This is a genomic window from Magnetococcus sp. PR-3 (assembly GCF_036689865.1).
GTDB lineage: Bacteria > Pseudomonadota > Magnetococcia > Magnetococcales > Magnetococcaceae > Magnetococcus.
The window spans coordinates 54,992-78,263 of record NZ_JBAHUQ010000025.1 but is presented as its reverse complement, the minus strand read 5'-3'; the positions used below and the strand labels follow the sequence as shown (position 1 = coordinate 78,263).

The window sequence follows — 23,272 nt, the reverse complement described above, 5'->3', positions numbered from 1 at the left end:
TTTTTTTTAGGCTAAAAAACGCTGGAGAACCATCGTGGTCATGGCTTGCAGGGCCTGGGGATCTTCGGCCACCAGATCTAAAAAATGGTTCCGGTCCAGGGTTAGTAACCGTGCATGTTCTGTGACCATAACGGTCGCACTACGTGGCCGCTGCGTCAGAAGTGCAATCTCCCCCACAACGTCGCCACGGCCTAGGGTTTGTGCAGGCTGGGGTTCTAAGGTGACCGTTACTTGGCCACAACAGATGGCATGTAAGGTGTGACCTGGATCACCTTTTTTAAACAGAATGGTACCACTGGGATGGGTTTTTTCTTCTACCGAAGCAGCAAGGCTGGTCAATGTATTCCGAGAAAGGTGAGCAAACAGTGGAAAGCTTTGAAGCAGTATGATTTTTTGAAAGAGTATGGATTCATTCTTCATGATTTTACCCCCACCACATCGGCATAATCCAGTACACGGTTAAAGGTGGCTTCGGTTAACTGGGCGATCAGTGTTCGGTTCCAAGCCATTAATTCACAAAGGGTTGAGAAATCCAGTTCGTAACAGTGGCTCTCTTGTACACTTCTTAAAACAACCGGGTAGTGCCCTGCGGTTAGGCTGCCGAGTTCTCCCACATAGTCATGCGCACCGACAACAGCTACTTGTTGGCCATGCAAAGAGACCTCAATTTGCCCATCTAATATGAGATAGAGGCTTTGATTCATGCTCTGTGCAGAGACGACAATCTCTTCGGGTTTATAGTGATGCTCTTGCAGCAAGGGTAGTAGCCGGGCGAGCCAGGCATCACCAAAGGATGCAAGCAGGGAGAACTTACGGAGTTGTTGTACCAGGGTGAGCGGACTGCTTGGCTGATCCCCTGCGAGTATGCTTTGTGCCCAGGCCACATGTTGGGTGATTAGGGGATCTGGGTGTTTTTGTTGGTGTTGGCAGAACGCACTTGCCAGGGTGGGATCGGTTGACACCATATAGTGTAAAGCGACACAACTAAACCAGCTATCCAGACCATTTGTTTCGGGTTGCAACCACTGTTGTACCGTTGCAGATAGGTCTGCTACAGATCCGCCCATGCCCCGTAAACGCTCTAGAGGTGAAGCCTGCGTATCCAGTAAATAGGCAATATGGTTTTTAAGTGGGGCGGCTAAGGTGCTATCCAGCCACTCGGCAGCAAAGGCTTTTTCAGCCATGGTTCCTTGTTCAAAAGAACGTCTAACCCGCTCAGCTTGTGGTCCGTGCAAAAGTGACAATAGGTAGAGAATACGTTGTGTGGCACCAGCAACGGCATCCTTAGCAGCTTGAATAAGGGAGGATAGGTCTTCTTTACCAGGATCTGAAGACTGGTTAAAGGCCACCTCTGCTGCCAACATGGTTCGTGCATAATCCAGCTGGGTGGATAGCTCTTTCTGTAACTGCTGTGCAACCTCTGTTGGTGGTGTATAGCCCCACTTAACCAGGGTATGTAAACTGCCAATCTGTGCCCAGGTTGGACCATGTGTGACCTGATCCAGTAAGAAGGGAAGAGCACGACTGTTGGGGTGGGCCTCTAGCGCTCGGAGTAGGCGAAGCCCCAAAGCAGGGTGGTGTGTATGATGGCCAAATCCTTCGATCATGGCATCAATAGCGGCTTCATTCCCCATCCTTAACAGACGCAGAATTTGCTGGGTATAAGGACCACCAAGCATCGAGACAAGTTGCTGCCAACCCCTTGGATCTCCACTGGCTAGAACAGCATCCATCGCCAATAAAATCACCTCAGGCTCTTCATCATCCAGTAGCTGTTTAAGGGTTTGGTGCAAGCCCCGTTGACGATAGAGAATCAAGACCCGGCATGTGGCCTTACGCCACTCTTTGTCCTCCGAGACTAACCACGTCTGTAACCGGGTACCCGCAGCAACAATGGCGGTGACATCTCCAGAGCGTAAGGCACCGGCCATGCTCCCTTCACAGACCGCTTGGTCTGGGTTTGTCATAGATGTTACCCGGTGCTGTTCATCACATTGCTCGTGGCTCATAAGCAGGGTGGCGGCATCCTGCCGAACATGGCTGTCAGGGTCGTGTTTAATCAGTTTGATGATGGGTTGATACCACTGCTCATAGTGGGTGACATCCAGCGCTTGAAGGGCATGGCGGCGAACCGTAGCATCCTTATGTTCTAACAGTTTTGGTAGGGCTGCTTGTAGGGTCTCATCGGCATCATGGGCTTTGAGTAGATCCATGCAGTAGATAACATGTTGAGCATGGGGGCTGGATAACTCTTGAACAAGACAAGTCTCCATAGCCGGTGTCCAGTTGACAGGGCTATAAGAAGCAAGACCTCCGCGATGGATGAGCCCCTCTATGGTCACCCGATACTGGCGCAGTAGCGCCCAACCTGCCGCCAATGTAATAAGACTGACGGGGAGAACAATTTGGAGTAACAAGGTGGCGTCAACGGTGGTCCATTCACGCAGCAGCAGCAGACCGCCTGCGACCAGTGTGGTAACAAGCGGTAATAACACGCCATCATTGAGGGTTTGCCAGGATGGTGCTTGGCTACCCAGGGGTAGATATAGGGTTACAAGGGTGGGCCGAGCAAACTTATAGCAGATGCTTTGGCCGGCAAAGCTTAGTATGACCAGCGCAAATAGGAGTGTATCCATATTTGGAAGCTGTTGAAAACTTGGTAAGTTTAGAATAAAAAACACAAAAGTGACCAGTGCAGTCATGCTTGCTGGAGCCAACACACCAAGACTAAGCCCATAGCGGCGCATTAGTGGTCCCGCTAAGGCAAACTGAACAAAGAGCATGAGTAGTTCGATGCTACTGGCCACCATACCTAAAAAGCCAGAGAGTTCACTCGGGTCAGAATAGCGCGCCACCGATGCTGAGTTATACGCATTATCAAGCAGGAGATAAATAACGGTTAACCCAATGTTTAAAAATAATAAATGGCGAAGATGCGGGGTTGTTGAACCACGACGGAGTAGTGACCAGCTAAGGGTATTGGATGAATGAGTTTCTGCTTGCTGAGTAGGAACAGCCGGATGATGGTGTTTCAGGGCTGATAGTGTCAAAAAGACAGAGATGATATTCAGCAGCAGTACAATGATGTAAACACCAGAGATATCGATGGATGCGACGAGGTGCCCAACACTTAACCCGGCGATTACCGCGGCTAAAGATTGCCCGGCTAAAATGGTAGGCAATAGGCGTTTGCTCTGTCTGGGGGTAAAAATTGGGCGGATTGTCTGCCAAAAACTTAAGCTTCGTAAGAGCCCTTCGGTGAGTGCCCAAACACGCACCACCATGGCCAGCCATGTTTCTGGCCACCATATCAATGTTACCGTAAGTAAAAGCAGGGTTACAAAGCGGATCAAAAACAGAGTGATAATTTGTTGTTTTGTAGAAAGAAGTTTCTGTAATTTGAGCAGCAGTAGAGAAAGAATAACCGATATTAAAGCGCCAGACATATAGGCTATGGGTAGCTCATCTGCCGGATAGTGGCTCAAAAAGAGGGTCATTGCTGGAACAACCAAAAAAAGGTTGCCCAGACCATCGATAAAAGCCAGCAGGTAGGCGGCACGAAAAGCTGAAACTTCGGCTTGTTGAATGCCTAACAGGCGACGCATAGTAGCTAACACAAGGATAACCTCTCACAAGAGATAAAGCCGTTCGCCTTATAGAGTAAACAGCATATCGTAAGCGTATAGGGTTAAACATGCTAAATCTTTATAAAGCCGGTTTTTTTCTAGAATTAACTCTGTTCCTATGGGGAAGGGGATGACATGTGTTGCGGGCGAGATAAAGATGTGGGATGGATCAGGTGGACTTGACACAAAAACGATCTGTCCTACCCTGTTAATCATGGTAAAAAAGGGTGCCCATAAGCTTTATGGGTGTGTTCCTATAAATCTTGGTTAAGCTTCTTTTGTGGGCCCTCTATGCAGGCATATATGCTGCCTAATCTAGACAATCGTGCTTCAGATAACGATGAGAGCAGGAAAGTCTTAGACTATAGCGATGACTGACTGGATCTTGTGTCTAAGGCTATGATCAGGGGAAGGGGTTGTATCTTCCCCTGATTTCTCTAAGGGGACGCCTGTTTGGAAACGGTGGTAATGGTAAAGTCCAGATCAATATTTCTTGATCGGGCTGTGGGGTGTTGACCATTTTTGGTTAACTCTGCCACACGTTTTTTGACCCAACGGGTTAACTCGGTAATTTTAATCGCCCCATCTTTGTTTAAATCGGCCAAACCAGTATTCAACCCCTGAAGTAAAGAGAAGGTAAACGCACCATTACGCCACCGGCTATTCTCCAATGCATACTCAGCCCCACCTGCTGCTGCTAGCACCACTGCCCCTGCGCTATCTCCAACATTGGCAAACAGATCTTGCATGAGCTTGAAGCTGGTTTTTAGCCCCACCTTGGGTTTGGCTTTTTTGGAGGATTTCACCCCCATGATCCTACCCCGTATGTTGGCACTTCCATTGTTGATCTGCTCCATAGAGACCTGCTTAAGGTTGGTCATATCCGGATCCACTTCACCAGAGTGACAACTATCAATCAAAATAAGACGGTTATGGGCGGCTGTCTGTTTAAGTAGCCCAGGAATATCATCATAGGCTAAGCCAGCTTTTTGTGGCTGGTTGGGATCGATATCTGTGGTGGCGAAGTAGTAGTTCAGCTTTTCATCCAACAAACCATGGCCAGCAAAAAAGAGAATGATCAGATCGTTCGGACGTGTCTTGGCCAAAAAGCTCTGAGCTTGTTGTTTAATCGTGGTGGTTGTGGCTTGTTGGTCCAGTACGGTCTTTATATGGACCTTATTAAAGGATTGACCGGAAAATTGACCAAATAACTGCGCCAGATCTTGAGCATCCTTGGCGGAGTAGTTGAGGTTCAGGTTGGCGTTGTTGTATTTAGAGACCCCCACAGCAAAAAAATAGAGGTCAGGCTGGCGTGGTGGGGCTGTTTGAGTAATGACCATCGTCTGTGCAGGGCTGCGGATACCCCATACATCTTCTACCCATAGTTTAATACGGTTTTGGCCTGGGGCTAGGTTAAGCTCAATTTCTTGTGTCCAAGTGGGTTGATCCTCTATGGCGAGGTCATTCCACTTAGGTACAGGAACAGAGTTGACCGTAACCCTTAGGCGCTTTAAGGCTTGTTCCCCACGTGTTGCCATAAGTTGGAGTGAAACGGAACGGGCTTTGGTGAAGGCTGGGGCAGGGGTGGACAGCTCCAGTGAGGGGGGTTGATTCCCGTTCAGACGTAGGGAAGGAAGCTCTGAAAAGCCTTCGCGTTTTAACCGTTTTTGGTGAGCTGTTGTTAAAACCTTAAGATACTGTTCATCGGCAAAACCTAAACGCTTTAGGATGATATCCGGTCGGTTCATATAGAGATCAAACGATTCAAAATCAAAAGCTTTACTGTCTTGAACCAACGCCAATGCCCGTAATGCACCTGGGGATGCTGTGTAGTATCCATCTTGTGTGGTGATGATAAACTCTTCATCCCCGACACCAATTAAGGTCGCGATATGATGGCTCTTTCTATGAAGGTCAAGGTCTTTTAACATGAGCTGATGACGCGACTTAGAGAAAACAGCGCTCATAGGTGGCTGCTCTTGTACAGTCCAAATCTTTATAGAACCATCCTGACTGGCGGTAAAAAAACGCGTACTCTCTTCCATAAACCGAAGGCTGGTAATGGCAACATCATGGGCTTTAAAATTAGAGCGGGTAACACCCGACGCGACATCATACAGGTAAACGCTCCCCTTCTCTGTGGAGCAGACCAGGGTTGTGCCATCGGGGCTTAACGCCAGTTGTATTTGACTGTTAAGATCCCACAATGGGTTCATTTCTCGAATAAGCTCACCGGTTTGCAAGTTATAGATGCGTATAACCGGGATCCTCTTATTCCACATACCCCCTTTGAGTGATGAAACAGGCCCAACCACCAGATAGCGACTTTTGGCATCCATCGCGAGTTTTAAAGTGGTGTAGGCTTTATCCTCCTCTACGCGCCATACCGGTTTTTCCCCGGTTTTATCCCAGGCCGTTATGACACCATCACTGGTGACCATAATTAGATCGATACCTGTTTGGCTGTTGGTAAAAGCAAGGTTCCAAACAAACCCTTCTTCATCGGTTTTAATGGTCCGTTGTCTTTTTTCACTGTCGGTTTTGTACAGTAAGATCTGGGCCTTCAGGTTCCACCCTCCCAGTGCCAAACGTCCATCCTTGGCCAAGGCCAGAGCTGAACCAGCCGTGTTAATACGGGTTGCCTGATTATTTGTAGTAGAGTCTGAGACCACCGTCATACCCGGTGTACCAAAGGCAAGGCTTGCCCCTTTTTTTTGCACGGTTGCATCGGTCAAAGTTGGGGTGACGGGCATGGACATGCTTTTAAATGATGGGGTCTTGAGATCCCATATGCCACTTTTGTTCTTGCCCAGTGTAAACGTATGGCCATCACTAAAGGGGCTGGTAAAAGTAATGCCCCAACTGCTGGAATGAATGGTATCCAATGGTGCCCCGTTTTTGCTGTCTCGCATTTCGACAAAAAAACGTTCCTGCTGTTGGCGGGCTAGAAATACAGTTTTTCCATCTTTGGACAGTGCGACGGGTCCAGCTGTATCTGAGGGCCAGCGTTGAGTTTGCTTAGGTGTGGTGGATGAGAGATCCCACATCCCTTGATCGGACGCCATGAATAAACCGGATTGATCAAACCTTATAAAGCGTCCTGCCTGCTTAATGACATGTCTATGATTCTGCTTAGGGTACCATAGGTGTATGTCTGCGTTTGCGTCACTCCAGGCGATTAAAGAGCCTTGCGGATGTACATATAAGCTCTGAACAGCTTGAGTATTGACCTGATCCAACTGTGCGATAAGGGTCTCTTCATCCAAATATAGATCTTCACACCATTCACCGAGATCGAATTCCATCTTTGTACAGTTATGATCAAAGGCAAGCTCTCTTAACTGTAAGGTTCCATCCTTACCCAAAGAGGCCAATAAATTACCACGGTCATTACTACCGAGTGCCATAATCCCCCCTTGCTCGGTACTAAAATACATAGGGATATTTTTTCTAAATCCCATGTTTAACATGGCGATCTTACTATCTGGGTAGCCAATAATGGGATAGATGCCAAGGGTGGTAAAAGCTCTAGGTCGGTCTTTAACCTCTCGACGTGCGGCATCGCGGGTACCGGTCCAGCGTAGTTTTCCGCTGGTACCTGAGTAACCGGCTGTATAGCCAATATTATCAAAGAGAACCAGCATAGGTAATGTCTCGGCTGGGGTCTCGATCGGAGCTCGATGATACATCAGTACATTTTTGGATTCCTGATGGGTGGCGATGGTACGACGTGTATCTACATCCCAAAAAACCAACTGTTCTGAGTCGGTTAAAAAACTCAATGTTTTACCATCTGGGGAGAGATCCATAGAGACAACCTGGCTCTCGGGGGCAATTTGGGGGATGGTCTCAACGGATAGGCTGATATTGGGGTCGTCACTGTAGCTCCAAGCTCGATAAAAAGTCTTTTGACCTTGTATAAAGTGGGGCTGTTTTTTAAGAGATAACGGTTTAGAAATGGGGCCTGAGAGGGAAAGTTTTATGGGCCGACTGCTCAAGGCATCGATATAGAGCACCCCTTGCATCTGCTGAGCGATCAGTGGTCCACTTTTTTCCTGCCATGTTACCGCAAAGCGTAAAACCGGCCTTTGCCAACGCTCTTCATGGTGAAGAAGGGTCAGTTTGCCCTGTTTTAATTTTAATCGGTTTAATAGATCGGGCGTAAAGGGGCGTGGTACACCCTTTTGCCAGGGGTGTTGAGCAATCCATTGGCCGAGGGTTGCAAATAGAAAGGGTGCATCGGCCAGCTTTATTAAACGTTTTTTGAGCTTTTCATCTGGGGTGAATTTTTCATCCGGGGTAAAGGACCAACTCCCATCCAGCTGTTTGGTCACGGTGTAACCTTGGCGATGTAGGGGGCGTTGCGTGTAGGTTGGTTTGGAATAGACTCCTGTTGCTCCAAGGTTTTCATCCGCAAAAACATACCGCATAATGGATGGCTGATTGTTCTCATCGGTGGAAAAAGCATAGGTTTGATAGCGCCCACGACCCGTAATATAGGTTTTGAAATCTTTGAGATCATCAACGCGTTTCTGCCCCTGGAGCTTCCAGTAGCGAAACGTCATATTCGTCTGATAATGATCATGGACGTTGGCATTTTTTAGGGGCTTGTAGGTCAGTATAATCGGCTTATCAGCCCAGGACAGTGGGCTGGAGAGTAGGTTAAGTAAGGCAAATATAAAAAAGAAAAAAATGTTGTGTATAGATAGATGGTCGCCTGTGACATGTCTTTTTTTTATCGACACAATATATCCCCCAGCCAGTAAGGTAGGCTTTTAATAATCTCCATAGCATATGGGGGCATTCACGTTTGGGCAACACCTTCATGGGCTGAGGGGGCTGGCGGCTATTGAATACTTAGACAAACAGATGGCGTATCGAGGGGTATATGATCTGTATTTCGCTGCTGTGAATGAGACCCGATGACTTAAAAAACATGAAGCTCTGTTTGTGTGGCGGTCTGGCGGATAAAAAATGAAAAGTAAGAAGCGTATTTTTTTTCATTCTAATATATGGTTATTTTGGTTTGTTTAACTAAAGTAGATCTCTTTAATCGCAACATCGAGCAGAGTTGATCCTGGCTTAGCTTATAGAGGTAAAGATAGTCTTTAGAGGGATACGGTCCAAATGTTCAGTTAGGTTGAGAACTCATCCGTGAGGGATATGCGATGATACGCTGTGTACCATTTTTAATGGGTTTAATATTTCTCTTTTCTACACCTGCCCAGGCTGCTAAACACGCGCTTTTAATTGGTATTGATGATTACAGTAAGAGCGGTTTGACCTCTCTATCGGGTGCTGTGAATGATGTAAAAATTGTTAAGCAAACACTCTTAGAGCGTTTTGGGTTTACAGAGCAAGGCATTACCACGCTACTCAATGAGCAGGCCACGCTAGGTGGGGTTGAGCAGGGGTTTAAAACGCTACTTAACCGTATTAACCAGGGGGACTTTGTCTATATCCACTACTCTGGTCATGGCTCGTTTACCACGGATTTAAATGGTGATGAAGCCTCTGGAGAAGATCAAACCTGGGTGGTCTATGGTGCACGGCACGATACCCAGAGCACGGCGAAGGATAACTATGATCTGTTGGATGATCAGTTAGGCCATTGGTTAGCACCCATCTATGCCAAAGCGGGTCAGGTTATCTTAGTCTCAGACAGTTGCCATTCAGCAACGGTCTCCCGCGGTGTGAAGACCGTAGCCTCACGTGCTGTACCTTTGGATCAGCGCTTACACCCCTTGGGGCGCGCAACCTACAATGCGCCGGATTTCTCCAAAGGTATCCAAATTGGTTCTGCCCGGGATAGTGAAACAGCCTCGGAATACCGAAATGATGACGGGGCCAGTTATGGGCTCTTTACTTGGCGCTGGGTTGAAGCGATGAAACAGACTCAGCCTGGTGAGACCTGGGAAGACCTGTTTACGCGTGCTCAAGCTCAGGTCAAGTTAGAGGGCAACGGTGATCAAACGCCTCAACTGACAGGGGTCGGGAACCGCCAGGTATTTGGGGGGCAATTTGCTCCCAAGTTACCAAGGGTTGCCATTTCTGAAGTTTATACTGAGGGGGAGGTACTCTTAGAGACTGGGCAGTTAAGTGGCGCGACAGAGGGATCTGTTTATCGACTGTATCAACCCCATGTTAAAGACCCCCAATCTTTAACAACGGTAGTTCTGACAGAGGTCGATACCTTCACCAGCATTGGCAAAGCCTCTGCACCCTTGGTGGTGGGGGATATGTTGGAAGAGATTGAGCATGTCCATGCCTTTGAGCCGATGAAGCTCCACCTGAGTGCGGAGTTTGCCAAGGATCTGGATGCCTCTTTACTCCAGCGCATACAGCAGCAGCTAACAGGCTTACCGGGATTTGAGCTGGTATCTGCTTCTGAACAAGCCGATATGCTGCTGCGGGTTATGCGTTTGGACCGACGGAAAGCTCTGACGCCCCGCGCTCAGTATGATGCCCAAGGGCGTCTTTCTGTATTACCCCCTGCTTACCGGGAAGGGGAGCCTGAATTATGGATTTTAAGCCCAGCAGGTAAGCCGCTCTTTAACCAACTGTCAATCTCTATGCAGGAGCCCCAATCAGGGATCGCTCTACTACAGGATAATTTACGTAAAATTTTACGGTTACGTGAGTTGAAGGCCTTGAGCAGCAGCAAGCCTAGCCCGTTAAAGATTAAGGTCACACACTTAGTGCCCGATACACGCTGCCGTAAACGTCGGTCTGCAAACTGTGTGACGGCTCGCCCTAAACCTGGTGGCAAAAAAGTGAGTTACCGGGTCGGTAAGCCGCAGCCAATGCATGGTTTGGCCAAGCAAACGCTCAACTATGGAGATGTCCTTACCTTTCAAATAGATAACCCAACCGATAAGGATTGGTTTGTCTATATACTTAATATCACTGAAGAGGGTAAGGTTGAAGCGATCTCACCACCCCGAAAAAAAATGCACCTGACCAGTTCAGCTAAGATATCCGCCAAAAGTACCGTTGATTTAAATGATGCCTTTGAAGTAGAGAGTCACGGGGAGGAGATACTGAAAATTCTGGTCTCTCCCTCACCCATCCGTGCCAGTTTGTTAGAGAGTCGAGGACTAACAGGTAAAGCCGTAGCCGTTGCGACCTCACGGGGAGGGTCGAACCCTTTGGAACAACTCTTTGAGCATACCATGAGCAACAAGCGGGGGAGTTTTTCTCTGGTTCCTGAAGAGTGGTTTACCGATCAAGTGAGCTTTCCAGTACAGGTCAATAGGGCATCAAAGGCTGTTCGCAAAGGTAAAAAGAAGGCTAAAACCCGTGGTGTTATCCAAAAAGAGCAGGGGGGTGACTTTGTTTCGGTTAAGGTTTTTTACGGCACCAACCGGGCAGAGGAAAAGCCAAATGATCGGGGTGTTAAGCTGTTTGGAAACCAGCGGGGGCAACTTGAATTTGGGCATCTTTGGGTGAGTATTCCCCCCAACCATGCACCGGGTGAGATGGAAAGTCCGGATCTGATACGGTTTGAGTTCACCCAGGACCCCAGCAAACATGTGGTGTTACTCAAGGTTAAAAGCCTAAGCAAAGAAGCTTTTAAACAGTCGTTGACCAAGACTTTGGATGGCCAAAAAAAACGGGATATGCTTGTCTATGTCCATGGCTTTAATAATGGTTTTGAAGAAGCTGCCCGCCGAACCGCACAAATTACCTATGATCTGAATGCAGAAGGTATCTCGTTGGTTCCTGTTCTGTTTACTTGGCCTTCTGGTGATTCTGTTTCGCCATTACAGTACTCCTATGCCTGGACCAATAAGGATTGGTCTAAAGGGGACCTTGCAGAGTTTTTGCTTACCATTGCGCAGCGTGAAAAGGTCGATAACATCTACCTTTTAGCCCACAGTATGGGAACAAATCTGTTGGGTATGGCCTTGGAAAAAATTGAAGGTAAACTGAAAGAAAACACCAGACCCTTGTTTAATGAAATTGTTCTAGCAGCACCGGATATTGATGCAGGAACCTTCCAAAAAGAGATTGCCCCGGCCATGCGTCAGCTGGCTAAAAGAACCACGGTTTATGCTGCCAGTCAGGATATGGCGTTAAGAGTATCTAAAGAGTTTCACGGGGGGTTTCATCGTTTAGGGGACTCTAGTGAACCCATTGTGCCAGTCTCTGGCATTGATATGGTGGATGTCTCAAAGGTGAACGTGAGTGATATTGGGCACGGGTACTATGCTAAGATCCGCCAGCTATTAAAAGATATTCGGGGGGTCTTTCTCGGTAAGTCTGTATCAGAACGTGCCTTACAGCCGAGAGAGAGTGTGGATCAGCAGCGCTATTGGTCAATCCCTCAAGATCATCCTACGATTGGGCGTGCGCACCCTTAAGCAGGATGATGGACGTGTTGAGGGTGTGCAAGCTGCACACACCTAGCTGAGAATAAGGGCATATCTACGATGATTTGCGGCTCTGGCATTTAACTGAGATGATTCAATGTTGATGCGATGTAAGCGATGCATGCATCTGTCAAGAGCGTAAGCGCATATCCGCAGCGGTTGGCCGTGCTTTACTTGGTGGATGTGTGGTTAAAAGGTCTGTATGTCTGACCTGTTATTGGGAAATTAAATAATTCCAGCTGAGTGGGCATAAGCTGATAGTTCAAGGGCATTTTTTGCGTTCAATTTGAGCATTAAATGTCGTCTGTGGTTATCCACCGTTCTGGGGCTTAACTCCAAAAAGCGCGCAATCTCCTTACTGGAGTATCCTTCCGCCACAAGCTTTAATATTTGGCGTTCTCTAGGGGTTAAGGTGTCACTGCGTTTTTTGGTGGATTGATCTCCCTCTTGTTCATTCTGTAGAGATGCAAGCAGTGGATGGAGTTTTTTGGAGTAGTAGCGAGCCCCATTAAGGACTTTCTCAATAGCATCCAATAACTGTTGGTTCCCATCATCTTTGAGCACAATGGCATCTGCATTGGCGCGAGCAGCTTCCCGGATATTCTGTTCATTACTAAATGCTGTCAAAATGATGATATGTGCTTTGGGGCAGCTTCGACGAATTTCCCGAGCGACATCGGACCCAAACATTTTTGGCATGGAGAGATCCAGGATAAGCAATTGGGGTTGCTCTTTAATTGCAAGATCCCGCGCAGCAACACCATCCATGGCTTTGTACACCTGGATTTTAGGCCAACGGGTTTTGAGAAGTTGTTCAATACCATCACAAACAATTTCATGATCATCGGCGATCAAAGCGGTTTGAAGTGTGTGGGTCATAGCTAACCTCTAGATGCTTCACCAAAACGGAACAAGACCATACGTGCTTTACCGACAGATTTATACAGAGGATACACGCTCTGAGCTCTTTTTTCTCATATCTGTTAGTGTGGATTGAGTGATTTCCATTGCGACCTGAAGGTTTTTCATCATCTCTGTAAACTCATCTGTATCGATCCTAGGTCGCTCATGTGTGTGCAGGTAGGTGTTTAAGGTTTCAGCTGCCATCAATACGATAGAAAAACCATAGAGTCCTGCTACGCCTTTTATTTTGTGAATCTCGTCTTTGGCTGAGGGCCAATGTTGTTCAGTAAGAGATTGTTTAAATATGCTAAAACTGCTGTCTAAAGCCTGTTGACAGAGCTGGATAATATCCTGACTCTCTGTGCCTGCTGCCCTTTGAGTAATGCTTTCAAATAACTGGAAATCGACGGGGTTGTCTGTTGCCGTAATATGGGATGCTTGCGTGATGGGAGATGCGCCTTGCTGCGTGGATGCGGCCAGTAGAATGTCATCCAGTAGTTGTAAATCAATGGGTTTACCCAGAACATGGCTCATGCCAGCATCCAAACACTTAGTGATGACATCTTCCATTAGGTTGGCTGTCATGGCGACAATGGGTATGGCTGCTTTATGCTGATCTTTTAAAACACGGATGGCTTGGGTGGTACTTATACCATCCATCACAGGCATTCTTAGATCCATGAGAATCAGATCAAAATCCTCTTCTTGAAGGGTTTCAAGCGCCTCTTTTCCATTGGATGTGAGGGTCACTTGGTGTTTTCCCGCTTCTAACATCCCCAAAATAACCTGTTGGTTGGCATACATATCTTCAGCAACCAAAATACGTAGGGGCTGCGGTATCGGAGTATGCTTCTGCGTCTGTTGGATCTCTGTGGGAGCTTGGGTCAATGAAAGAGGCAGTGTGAACCAAAATAGACTTCCTTTTCCCTCTGTACTTTCAAAAAATATTTGGCCGTTCATCGCTGCCATCAGCTTTAAACAGATGGATAAACCAAGCCCAGCCCCTTCACGCGTACGTTGGCTGGACATATCGTGTTGGGCAAAGCTATCAAACAGATGTTTTTGGAAAGATTCTGGAATGCCGATACCGGTATCTTGAACTTTGGCGATAAATTGACCACGTGCTAGGTCTTTAGCTTCATAGCTTAAAAGGATTTTTACTTCACCTTGCTCTGTGAACTTGATGGCGTTACTGACCAGATTTAATAGAACCTGACGTAGACGGTCTTCATCTCCCAACAGCCAGTCCGGTATATCAGGGTCTATGTGTACGGAGAGCTTTAACCCTTTACGGTCGGCACGGGACATCTCTAATGAGATGACCCGGTCCACCATGTGTGAAGGGGAAAACGGGGCTGTATTGAGTTTAAGTTTACCAGCTTCAATACGTGAGAGATCCAACAGGTCATTGAGTAAAGTTAATAGATTTTGGCTTGAGCTGTAGAGAATTTCCATCTGGTGCCGTTGCTGCAGGTTCAATGTTGAGCGTAATAACAATTGAACCATGCCCAAGATACCATTCATGGGGGTACGGACTTCATGGCTGATCATCGCTAAAAAGTCACTTTTTGCCCGGTTAGCACGATCGGCTTCACGTTTGGCAATGAGCAGCTGTTCTTCGGCTTTTTTTCTTTGGCTAATATCATAGATCCAAACAATAAAGTGTGCCTGTTTACCCAGAGTTGTGGGGACGACAGAGACCAGACCATGAAAAAGGCTGGTTTGGCTGGTTTGTAAAATTAGATCATGATCTTGGATGAGTTGACCCTGTCGAGCCATATCAAAAAGTGCTTCTTGGTCATCTGAATTTTCAAAAAATTGAGCAATTGGAGCATCGGTTAACGGCTCCTGTTGCCAATGCAATAAATCACTGGCTCTGCGATTAGCTAGGGTAATCAAGTCATTAACAGGGTTCACAACCAACACTGCCACAGGGCTGGCTTCTAAAATACCTGTTAGGCGAGAGCGCTCTTCCCGTAGCGCATTGTGTTCCATACGTTCATGGCCAATACGGTTGGCCACGGCAAAGGCAAAAAGAAAGAGAGCAAGCGTTACCCCTAGAGGGACCATAAGATGGTCCCAACTTTGAACGCTCATAATGCCAGAACCGACCATGGCCGAGTAGAAACCAGTGACAAGAATTGGGATCCATCCTGCCAGATAGTGCCGTGAGTGATCCATACCTAACATGACTGCGCGTATGGCTACCCAGAAGATGACTAGCACACCTAAAGGCACGATAACCTGTAGAACACGCATGGCAGAGATGTAATCGATTAAAGAGAGTACGGCGGTTGCCAAAGCGGCATATTGAAAAAATTTTAAAGCCGTATCCAAACGCGGAAAATGCGTCTTTGTCGTTAGGAATACTCGGCTGAAATAGACAACGGAAGAAGATGTTAAACTCTGAATAACCCCCCACGAGAGAGAAAAGATGCCGCTATACTCTTCTAGCAGCATATTGTGGTAGCCCAGTTTCCAAAACTGATGCAGTAACCCCGTCATGGCAAATAGCAATAAAGACCAATAAGAGGGATCTCTGGCCATAAAAAAAAGCGCTAATTGGTAAGCAATAACGGCCAAAACAAATCCAAATAAAGTCCCATGAATAATGGTCCCTAGTAAGGTTTGATCCGCAAAATAGTCTGGTTCATACAGGTAGAGATATAATTTAATATTGGGTGATTGAATACGTACATAGTAAGTCATCACCTGTTGGGGGGGCAGTGTTATGTTATAGACAAAGTGTCGGTGTCGTTGGTCAACATCCCTCAGCAGTTTAGATGCATCTGATCTCTTTTCCACATATCGCCCCGTTTCAGCTTCAGGGGAAAAAAATGATAGATGATGAAGAGAGGTTTGTGCCAGCACAAGACGCCGATCAAGTGGCTTATTAGAAGAGTTTAACAGCGTGATTTTTCCCCAAATTGGGTAGCTCTTTCCAACAAATGAGGGAATTTTTTTCTTAGGGGAGAAAAAAGAGAGCGTGTTGTCCTGGTTGATAATCTCATCAATGGTTCGTTGTTGATTATCCTGCTCTTCAAACAGTAGTAGTTCATGTCCGAGTGAGATTCGGGGTAGGTTCTCATCAATGATTACGGTTGCAGCATGAGTTTTTAATGGTATGAATAATAATGTTAAAATGAAAAATAAGAGCATTTTATGGTAGGGGCGTCCGGCATATGTGCGTAGCTGATCCCATTTAAATCGTATGATTGAGCTGATCTTCAATCGGCGATTTGTTGTTTTCTGGGACACATTGAAGCTCCTGGTGCAGTATATAATGGTCTGTTGTGGAATTAAAAATTCAGCTATGTTAACAACCCTAATGGTTAGGTAAAGTCTATAAAGACCCCATAACACTTGTCCGTATGAATATGCGCAGGTTAAGGATTTTTACCTAGGTAGTTTAGATTAAGTTTATTGATGTATGATAGTTTTTTTATGCTAACCTTGGCAAGAGATCTACTTGAAAAAATATACGATATTGTGAATAATCACTTAGCTCTGCTCTCTCTTCACTGATTATTCTTCTTATGGGCACGACTCGTTCAATACCGAATGCAACAGGTAATTTTACCTAGGCAATCTCCCTATCTTCACGACTTGTAACTTCTGCGATACCATGTGGCGTCAACATCAATATGTTGACCTTCAACTAGATTTTTATACTCAGATGGTTATAGATCTCACCATTCTGGGGCTGGTATTTTACAGAGGACGTGCACCATGAGGCAGTTAACCTATTTTGAGACGCCTTTTAATGCGTTGCAACTATTAAGGGATGTCGTGCGTAGCAACCATAATAATTCCAGTCCGGTTGCATCTATCCATGTACAGTTGGACCCCACTTCAGATGATATTTATCTGTATACCAATGGCATGCTACTGGAAAAAGTAGTGGTTGGGCTAACCCGTTTAGTTCGCGAGAGTGTGGGCAACACTTCTCTTATTGTGATTGGGTGTCGGGATCTTGGCCAAAAGATGATGCTATGGGTTGAATCACGTCAGCCAGCAGGCAGCTATCCTGTCGATAAAACTTGTGATAACCCTTTTACATCAGAGTTTGGCAAAGACGATAACAGGTTGATAGAAGTTAAAAAAACCATTGAAGAGGATCTTCATGGCGCCCTCTCATTTGAATGCGATGGGGAGAGCAGTTTTTGTTTTTGGATGACATTAGAAAAAAAAAACATGAAATGTCTGTCTGAGATTATCTCTTCTACAGAAGGTTTGAGTGACCGTCTGTTTGGGAGAAACTGTGTGGCGTAAGCAAGCTACACAGTTATCCTGATTGTTGGGCATGAGGAGTTCTTGCTAATACCTCTATCCTTGCATAACAAGAACCACTTAGGGGTGTTTAAGGTGTGCCTTAAGGCTATGTATTGAGGTGTGGTAAAGGGATGTCAGGGACTCAAATTTTTTAACATCACCATCCCACCCTTTTTCTAAGAGTTCATTTTCCACGCTTTTAGCTTGTTGCCCTAAGCTGTGGAGCCCGATATTAAGTGCTCCACTGGCCAGATCGTGACAGCGTTGTCTTAGACTATGCGTATCTGCTTCTTCAATATCCTGGGCGATGTGAGAAAAAATCTGCTGTGCATTTTGTTCAAAAAGTTGTGTCAGCTCTTGCAGTTTGGTCGTGCCTAACAGCGCACGATCTTGCTCAATAAAGGGGATATCCAAAATCGTATGATCAGACAGGTTTTGTACGGGTAACGTTGCTGGAAGGTCACCTAAGGGATTGCCAAAATCATTTAAGATTTCTGTTAATGCTGTGTCACGAACGGGTTTGGCCAATACGCCGTTAAATCCTGCCTGTAAATAGTCTTGGCATCCATCAGGGTCCGTTTGGTTGGCGGTGTAGGCATAAACAGCAACTTGGGCTAACGTTGTGTCCGCTTGTTGGCGTAGCTTAGCCAAAACCTCAAATCCATCCATATCTGGCATACGAATATCTAAAAAAATTAGATCATACAGTTTGGTTTTTAATAACTGTAAAGCTTGGGTGCCATCATGTGCCAGTGTGACTTCATGGTTATGGCTTTTGAGCATACCCGCCAATACCTCTCGATTGATGGCTAAATCCTCTACCACCAAAATCTCTAAAGTTTGCTTATGTTCGGATGGTTTATGCCGGAAGTCTTGTTGAATGGATTGGCCGCGTAGGTAGGGCAGGTGGACGTAAAAACAGCTGCCGATATTAACCTGACTTTCCACGGAAATAACGCCATCCAGTGCTTGTACAATGCGTTGGGTAATGGCCAAGCCTAGCCCCATACCTTCTTGTCGACGGCGCGATGAGGGATCGGCCTGATGAAAAAGGGTAAAAATGCTCTCTATTTGATGAGGTTCAATACCGATACCACTATCTTCAACCTCAATTTTGAGAAGGGACCGCTGATGGTCATTATCCAAGTTGGCCCGAACATGAATATGCCCCTTGTGTGTAAACTTAATGGCATTGTTCAGTAGATTAAATAGGATCTGCCGCAACCGGTTTGCATCTCCTACCAACTCTTCCCCAGGGTGCAGATGAATTTCCGTGTGGAGTTGTAGCCCTTTTTCACGAATGCTTACCTCAAAACTATTGGTCACACCCTTAATGACCCGTAAGGGGGAAAATGGCTTGTTTTGTAACTGTGGGCGTCCCATTTCTAGTGCAGAAAAATTGAGGATATCATCGACCAGTGTTGTGAGTGTTTCTGCGGAATCTTCTATAATTTCATGTTTTTCTTGTGTGACTTTAGCATGGGGTTGGGTCTTGAGCAGCTGTATCATACCCAAAATACCATTCAATGGGCTGCGGATCTCATGGGTGACCATGGCTAAAAAATCGGTTTTAGCTCGGTTTGCCCGTTGGGCGGTATCATGGGCCTGTCGTAGGTCATGTTCACGTTTTTTGAGCTCAATGGTGCGTTGTGCAACCTGCTCCTCGAGAAGTTGATGCCGTTGACGGATGGTTTGCATCCGTAGTTGGTAGATGCCAAATAGAAGCAGCAAAAACGTCAGTACCATTATGCTTAAAAAGAGTTTTGTTTGCCACCAGGGGGGAAGGATTGTAATTCCTAAATTAACTTCATAAGGGCTCCAAACCCCATCAACATTGGTGGCTTTTACACGAAACTGGTAGGAACCTGGGTCAAGATGGGTATAGGTTGCCTGCCGATTTTTGGCATCTGTTTCAACCCATTGCTTATCTAAGCCTTCTAACGTGTAGGCATAACGAATCTTTTGTGGAGCGGTGTAATCCAACGCTGAAAAGGTGAAAGAAAAGGTGCTCTGTTCAGGGTTGAGCGTTACAGCGTCGGTATAGGTAATTGACCGGCCAAGAGGATGCCCAGGTCCAATCTCCACAGCTTGATTAAAGAGTTTAAAGTCGGTTAAAACCACATGGGGTTGTGCTTGAGAGCGTGGTTGTTTGTGGGGCAAAAAATGGTTAAAACCATTGCCACCCCCCATTAATAACGTTCCATCATTTAAGCTGAGTGCAGCGTGTCTGTAGAACTGTAACCCCTGAACGCCCTGGCTCTCATCATAGCGGCGTATCTCCCCTGTTTGAGGATGATAGCTGGCTAACCCCTGGTCGGTGCCAAGCCAGAGTTTTCCTGTACTATCCTGCTGTATAGATTGAATAAGGTTACTTGGTATCCCGTCAGATTGGGCAATGTTGCGTATACGCCCCTGTTTGGGGTCAAACAGATCTAACCCTTGGTTGGTTGCCAGCCAAAACCGACCCTGCTGATCTTCAAATATTGTTCGGATTAAATGGCTGCTGATGGATGTTGGGTCTTTGGGGTTGTGTAAAAAACGGGTAATTTGATTGGTCGTTGGATTATAGCGATTAACCCCATTTTCAGTGGCGGCCCATAAAATACCATTTTTGTCGATCATAAGATCATTCAACCAATCAAAGGAGGTACCTAACGTGCCATGTTCTCGAATGGTTGTAGCATGCCCACTATGGCCATCAATGCGTGTGAGCCCGCCTGCTTTACTACCCAGCCAAACCGTACCATCATCACCAACAGCCAGGGCTTGTATAAAGTTATCCGCCAGCTTTCTGTAGGGCGACTTGGCACCATCCCAATAGTGAATGGGGGGTTGATGATCAGCTGGAATTTTTTGTAGACCCGCTTGGGAGGCAACCCACAGGTTGCCGGTGCTATCTGAAGTGATATGGGTAATCTGAATGGCGTGGTTGGGTTGCTCTAGGTTCCAATTCAGAGGGTAGTCCAGAGCCTTACCTGTTTGTAAGTCAAATCGTTGTAATCCTTTTTCTGAACCTACCCAGATATTGCCTTGATGATCTTGATGCAGGGCATAGATCAAGTTGCTATTTAAACTGTCGATCTGATAAGGATTATGAAAAAAATGACGGAAGCTCAGGCGGTTAGGTTGGTAGTGATCAACGCCATTTTCCGTAGCCAACCAGACACCACCATCCCGATCTTTAAACACTTTCCATAACACACTGGCACTGACACCGCTGGGTCGATCAGGATCAGCCTTAATGGTCCGACGTTGGCCCTGCTCAATATCCAGAATATCTAAGCCAGCATTACCGCCCATCCATAGTTTTCCGGGGGATATTTCACTGCCTGGATCCAGGAAGGAACCCCGATAGTTGGCGCGTTGCTCTGTGGTGATATGTCTTAATTTTAGGGTTTTTAAGTGAATGGCATCCATCCCAGAGAGTGTTGAGACCAGTAGGCTCTCATCTGAGTGGTTGTAGAGGCTGGTAACAATATTATTTTGCAGGGATGTTGGATCGTTAGCATCATGTCGAAAGTGTAGAGCTCGCCCTGTTTTGGGGTCTAGCCGGTTCACACCACCCTCAATAAAGGCCACCCAGATCATGCCTTGCTGATCCTCAAGCAGATGCATAGCCGGTTTATTGCTTATACTATGGGGATTGGTTGGATCGGCAAGGTAGCGCGTCACCTGTAAGGTTAATGGGGCAATGTGGTTGATGCCCTGATCGGTCGCAATCCAAATTCCACCATGGCGATCTTCCATAATATGCCAAATATTGTTATGGCTGATGCTGGTTGGGTCTTCAGGATTATGTTGTAGATGTACAAACGTTTCTGTTGATGGATCAAACCGTGAGACGCCATGCCCCCAGTAGCCAATCCATAAATGGCCAGTTTTTGAGGAGGTCATGCTCCATATATAGTTACCTGCTAGCGTGTTGATGTTATCTGGCTGGTGACTGTAGGTTCGGAACGTATGGCCATCATAACGATTTAAGCCGTTTAAGGTACCAAACCATAGAAACCCTTTGGTGTCCTGAACAATATCTGTGATCTCATTGTTGGAGAGCCCATGCTCACTTCTTATGTGGTTAAACTTGGGCTCAATCACCAAGCCATCTGCCAGGCTGTGGTGTGGGTAAAAAGAGCTTAGCCACGGTAGCAGTATGATCCATAGGGCCTTATGTAAACGGTGAGTCACGATGAGGTTACGTCTGCACAAAACATAAATCCACTTCCCCTTATGGTTGTAATGAGGGAGGGCTGGTCTGGATTCGGTTCTATTTTTCGGCGCAGGCGGGTGATGATAGAGTCTATGGAGCGATCCAGAACATCCTGATCACCGCGCCCCGTTAGAATAAGAAGTCGTTCCCGAGAGAGGCAAATGTGTGGATGTTCAGTAAAAACCTTTAAAATTTCAACCTCTTTTTGGGTGATGGGGCAGGGGTCTCCTTGGGGGGAGGTCAGTTTGGCTCCTGTGAGATCAAAAACCCAGCCAGAGAAAAACAAACGGTTTGGGCGTATCGCTTGGTGGGCACGGTAGGCGTGCACTCTTTGCCGTAGTTTATCAAGCATTAGGCAGAGGGCTTGTAAATCTACAGGCTTGGTCAGGTAGTGATCTGCCCCTAGTTTCAGGCCACGTAATACATCAGACTGGCTGTTGAGGCTGGTGATGATGATCAAACCGACGTCCAACTGCTTTTGTACCTGTTTGGCAAAAGAGAAGCCTGAACCATCTGGTAATTTAAGGTCCAATAAAACCAGTTCTGGATTGAAGTACCGGTAAAGGTCAAAGGCACCCTCTAAAGTATCTGCCACTTCTATTTCATACGGCTTATCTTGCAAATGACTTAAAAGTCGATTGCGTGCCACAGGTTCATCTTCTACCAGTAGGAGTTTGGTTTTCATGAAGCAGACTCTCCGGTACTAAATAGCCATAAGGCAGCTGAATGACATCACCTTATTTATGGGATAGATGGCCGCATTGTAAATGTTTTTCCAGTGTAAATTTGCACTAAATTATGGTGAAGGCTAAGGCTATAAATTGAAAACTCATTAATAATAAGTGGTTGTCGAGTGTTTAGGTGGGTTTTGTCTGGTTGTTATGTCTATAGATATTGCAGGAACAGAAAAAAGTAAAATTCCCCTCTCTTAAAAAATAACAGTTTATAGATGGGCCTGATAATAAAATAAATAGCAGAAATAGAGCAGATAAATAATATTGGTTATATATTAGATGCCTTTTGTAAGCATATGTTGCCTAACCTACTATAAAAAAAGCGAATTGACACGCGTTTGGCACAATAATCTTGACGATGTTCTATATACTAAAAGATGGGTTGAAAAAGCTATTCATCAAGCTTCGTAAAACCGGTAAGACTTCGGGTTGTGTCTGTTCATGGGGTTAATGGTGTTTAGGCCTGGGTTCTTAAGCGTGCATATTCTTTGCAAGGTGATGAAATAGAGGTAAATATTAAAATTTATAGCCAGGGTCGTTGTGATGATCTGTTGTTTTATAATAGACCGCTAAAAACTTAGTTGTTTAGCGGGCTGTTCAAGGTTTTAAAATCTTGATTTTACAAAATCTTACGAATGATAAACTGCATTTTCATTTCCGTGTGATTACACGGTTGTTCTGATATGATGAAAAGTGGCCGATTTTTAAAAGTAGGTTGTCGTTAAAGTGGCTCAATCGTTGGATAGGTTTGGGTTGTTATTTTCTTATAGTTAGGTGGCGCGCACATGAAAGACGAAATGTACATCGAAGGTATCGGGGAAATTGGTTTTCATCTGGGCATGATTCGTATGAATCTCATGGGCTTGGATCTATCGGAAAAAGATGAAAATGGAAACCCCACACCTGTGGTTCAGCAGCAGGCCGTTATGTCGCTACGTGGTTTTTTAGTCTCTTTAGCGGCCATGGAAAATATGGTGGATAAGCTGGTCGACGCAGGTGTGCTGAAGCGTCGTGATCAGGATGGTGGCGCTGTGCTTACCCCTGCGGTACCGGAAGCACCAGATGTTGTAACGTCTCCCGGCGAAAAGTGACCCATTACACAGGTGTCCGTCTGTTTGGCAGAGCATGTTGGTTATCTGTGTTAAGGATTTTCAGCCG

10 protein-coding genes are annotated in these 23,272 nt (G+C 46.1%); 3 read left to right on the top strand and 7 right to left on the bottom strand.

The annotated features are described in order from the left end of the window. Positions 1-6: 6 nt before the first annotated feature. From V5T57_RS13890 to V5T57_RS13880, 3 genes are all read right to left on the bottom strand, one after another. Positions 7-420, bottom strand: a complete 414-nt coding sequence (locus tag V5T57_RS13890) for a cyclic nucleotide-binding domain-containing protein (RefSeq protein ID WP_332891836.1) — start codon at positions 418-420, stop codon at positions 7-9. After that, a complete protein-coding gene (locus V5T57_RS13885) occupies positions 417-3,617 on the bottom strand; it encodes a cyclic nucleotide-binding domain-containing protein (protein ID WP_332891835.1) in 3,201 nt (1,066 codons plus the stop codon). The genes V5T57_RS13890 and V5T57_RS13885 overlap by 4 nt, the downstream gene beginning before the upstream one ends. Before the next feature lie 446 nt (positions 3,618-4,063). Continuing rightward, complete coding sequence (locus V5T57_RS13880; RefSeq protein ID WP_332891834.1) at positions 4,064-8,191, bottom strand: caspase family protein; 4,128 nt, start codon at positions 8,189-8,191, stop codon at positions 4,064-4,066. A 603-nt stretch (positions 8,192-8,794) separates the two neighbouring features. Here V5T57_RS13880 and V5T57_RS13875 point away from each other — a divergent pair. Further along, positions 8,795-11,989 carry an alpha/beta hydrolase gene (locus V5T57_RS13875; protein WP_332891833.1) on the top strand — a complete coding sequence of 1,065 codons (3,195 nt, stop codon included), beginning with the start codon at positions 8,795-8,797 and terminating at the stop codon, positions 11,987-11,989. A gap of 234 nt (positions 11,990-12,223) precedes the next feature. On the opposite strand, the gene V5T57_RS13870 is transcribed toward V5T57_RS13875, so the two are convergent. Continuing rightward, positions 12,224-12,877 (bottom strand): response regulator, encoded by a 654-nt coding sequence (locus tag V5T57_RS13870; protein ID WP_332891832.1) that lies wholly within the window; start codon positions 12,875-12,877, stop codon positions 12,224-12,226. Positions 12,878-12,937: 60 nt separating this feature from the next. Next, the gene (locus V5T57_RS13865) at positions 12,938-16,159 is read right to left on the bottom strand and encodes an ATP-binding protein (RefSeq protein WP_332891831.1); all 3,222 of its coding nucleotides are present in this window, start codon (positions 16,157-16,159) and stop codon (positions 12,938-12,940) included. Positions 16,160-16,630: 471 nt separating this feature from the next. Between V5T57_RS13865 and V5T57_RS13860 the strand changes: the two genes are divergently transcribed. Continuing rightward, positions 16,631-17,173 carry a hypothetical protein gene (locus V5T57_RS13860; protein ID WP_332891830.1) on the top strand — a complete coding sequence of 181 codons (543 nt, stop codon included), beginning with the start codon at positions 16,631-16,633 and terminating at the stop codon, positions 17,171-17,173. 78 nt (positions 17,174-17,251) lie between these two features. On the opposite strand, the gene V5T57_RS13855 is transcribed toward V5T57_RS13860, so the two are convergent. Further along, positions 17,252-21,379, bottom strand: a complete 4,128-nt coding sequence (locus tag V5T57_RS13855) for a two-component regulator propeller domain-containing protein (RefSeq protein ID WP_332891829.1) — start codon at positions 21,377-21,379, stop codon at positions 17,252-17,254. Continuing rightward, the gene (locus V5T57_RS13850; RefSeq protein WP_332891828.1) at positions 21,355-22,065 is read right to left on the bottom strand and encodes a response regulator transcription factor; all 711 of its coding nucleotides are present in this window, start codon (positions 22,063-22,065) and stop codon (positions 21,355-21,357) included. The genes V5T57_RS13855 and V5T57_RS13850 overlap by 25 nt, the downstream gene beginning before the upstream one ends. A gap of 834 nt (positions 22,066-22,899) precedes the next feature. On the opposite strand from V5T57_RS13850, the gene V5T57_RS13845 reads away from it, so the two are divergent. Beyond that, complete coding sequence (locus V5T57_RS13845) at positions 22,900-23,205, top strand: hypothetical protein (protein ID WP_332891827.1); 306 nt, start codon at positions 22,900-22,902, stop codon at positions 23,203-23,205. The last annotated feature ends 67 nt before the right edge of the window (positions 23,206-23,272 follow it).

What these genes read in the sequence shown, in the direction of transcription:
- V5T57_RS13890 (WP_332891836.1), bottom strand. Translation starts at nt 420, where the DNA reads ATGAAGAATGAATCCATACTCTTTCAAAAAATCATACTGCTTCAAAGC.
- V5T57_RS13845 (WP_332891827.1), top strand. Translation starts at nt 22,900, where the DNA reads ATGAAAGACGAAATGTACATCGAAGGTATCGGGGAAATTGGTTTTCAT.
- V5T57_RS13860 (WP_332891830.1), top strand. Translation starts at nt 16,631, where the DNA reads ATGAGGCAGTTAACCTATTTTGAGACGCCTTTTAATGCGTTGCAACTA.
- V5T57_RS13880 (WP_332891834.1), bottom strand. Translation starts at nt 8,191, where the DNA reads ATGACGTTTCGCTACTGGAAGCTCCAGGGGCAGAAACGCGTTGATGAT.
- V5T57_RS13870 (WP_332891832.1), bottom strand. Translation starts at nt 12,877, where the DNA reads ATGACCCACACACTTCAAACCGCTTTGATCGCCGATGATCATGAAATT.
- V5T57_RS13875 (WP_332891833.1), top strand. Translation starts at nt 8,795, where the DNA reads ATGATACGCTGTGTACCATTTTTAATGGGTTTAATATTTCTCTTTTCT.
- V5T57_RS13850 (WP_332891828.1), bottom strand. Translation starts at nt 22,065, where the DNA reads ATGAAAACCAAACTCCTACTGGTAGAAGATGAACCTGTGGCACGCAAT.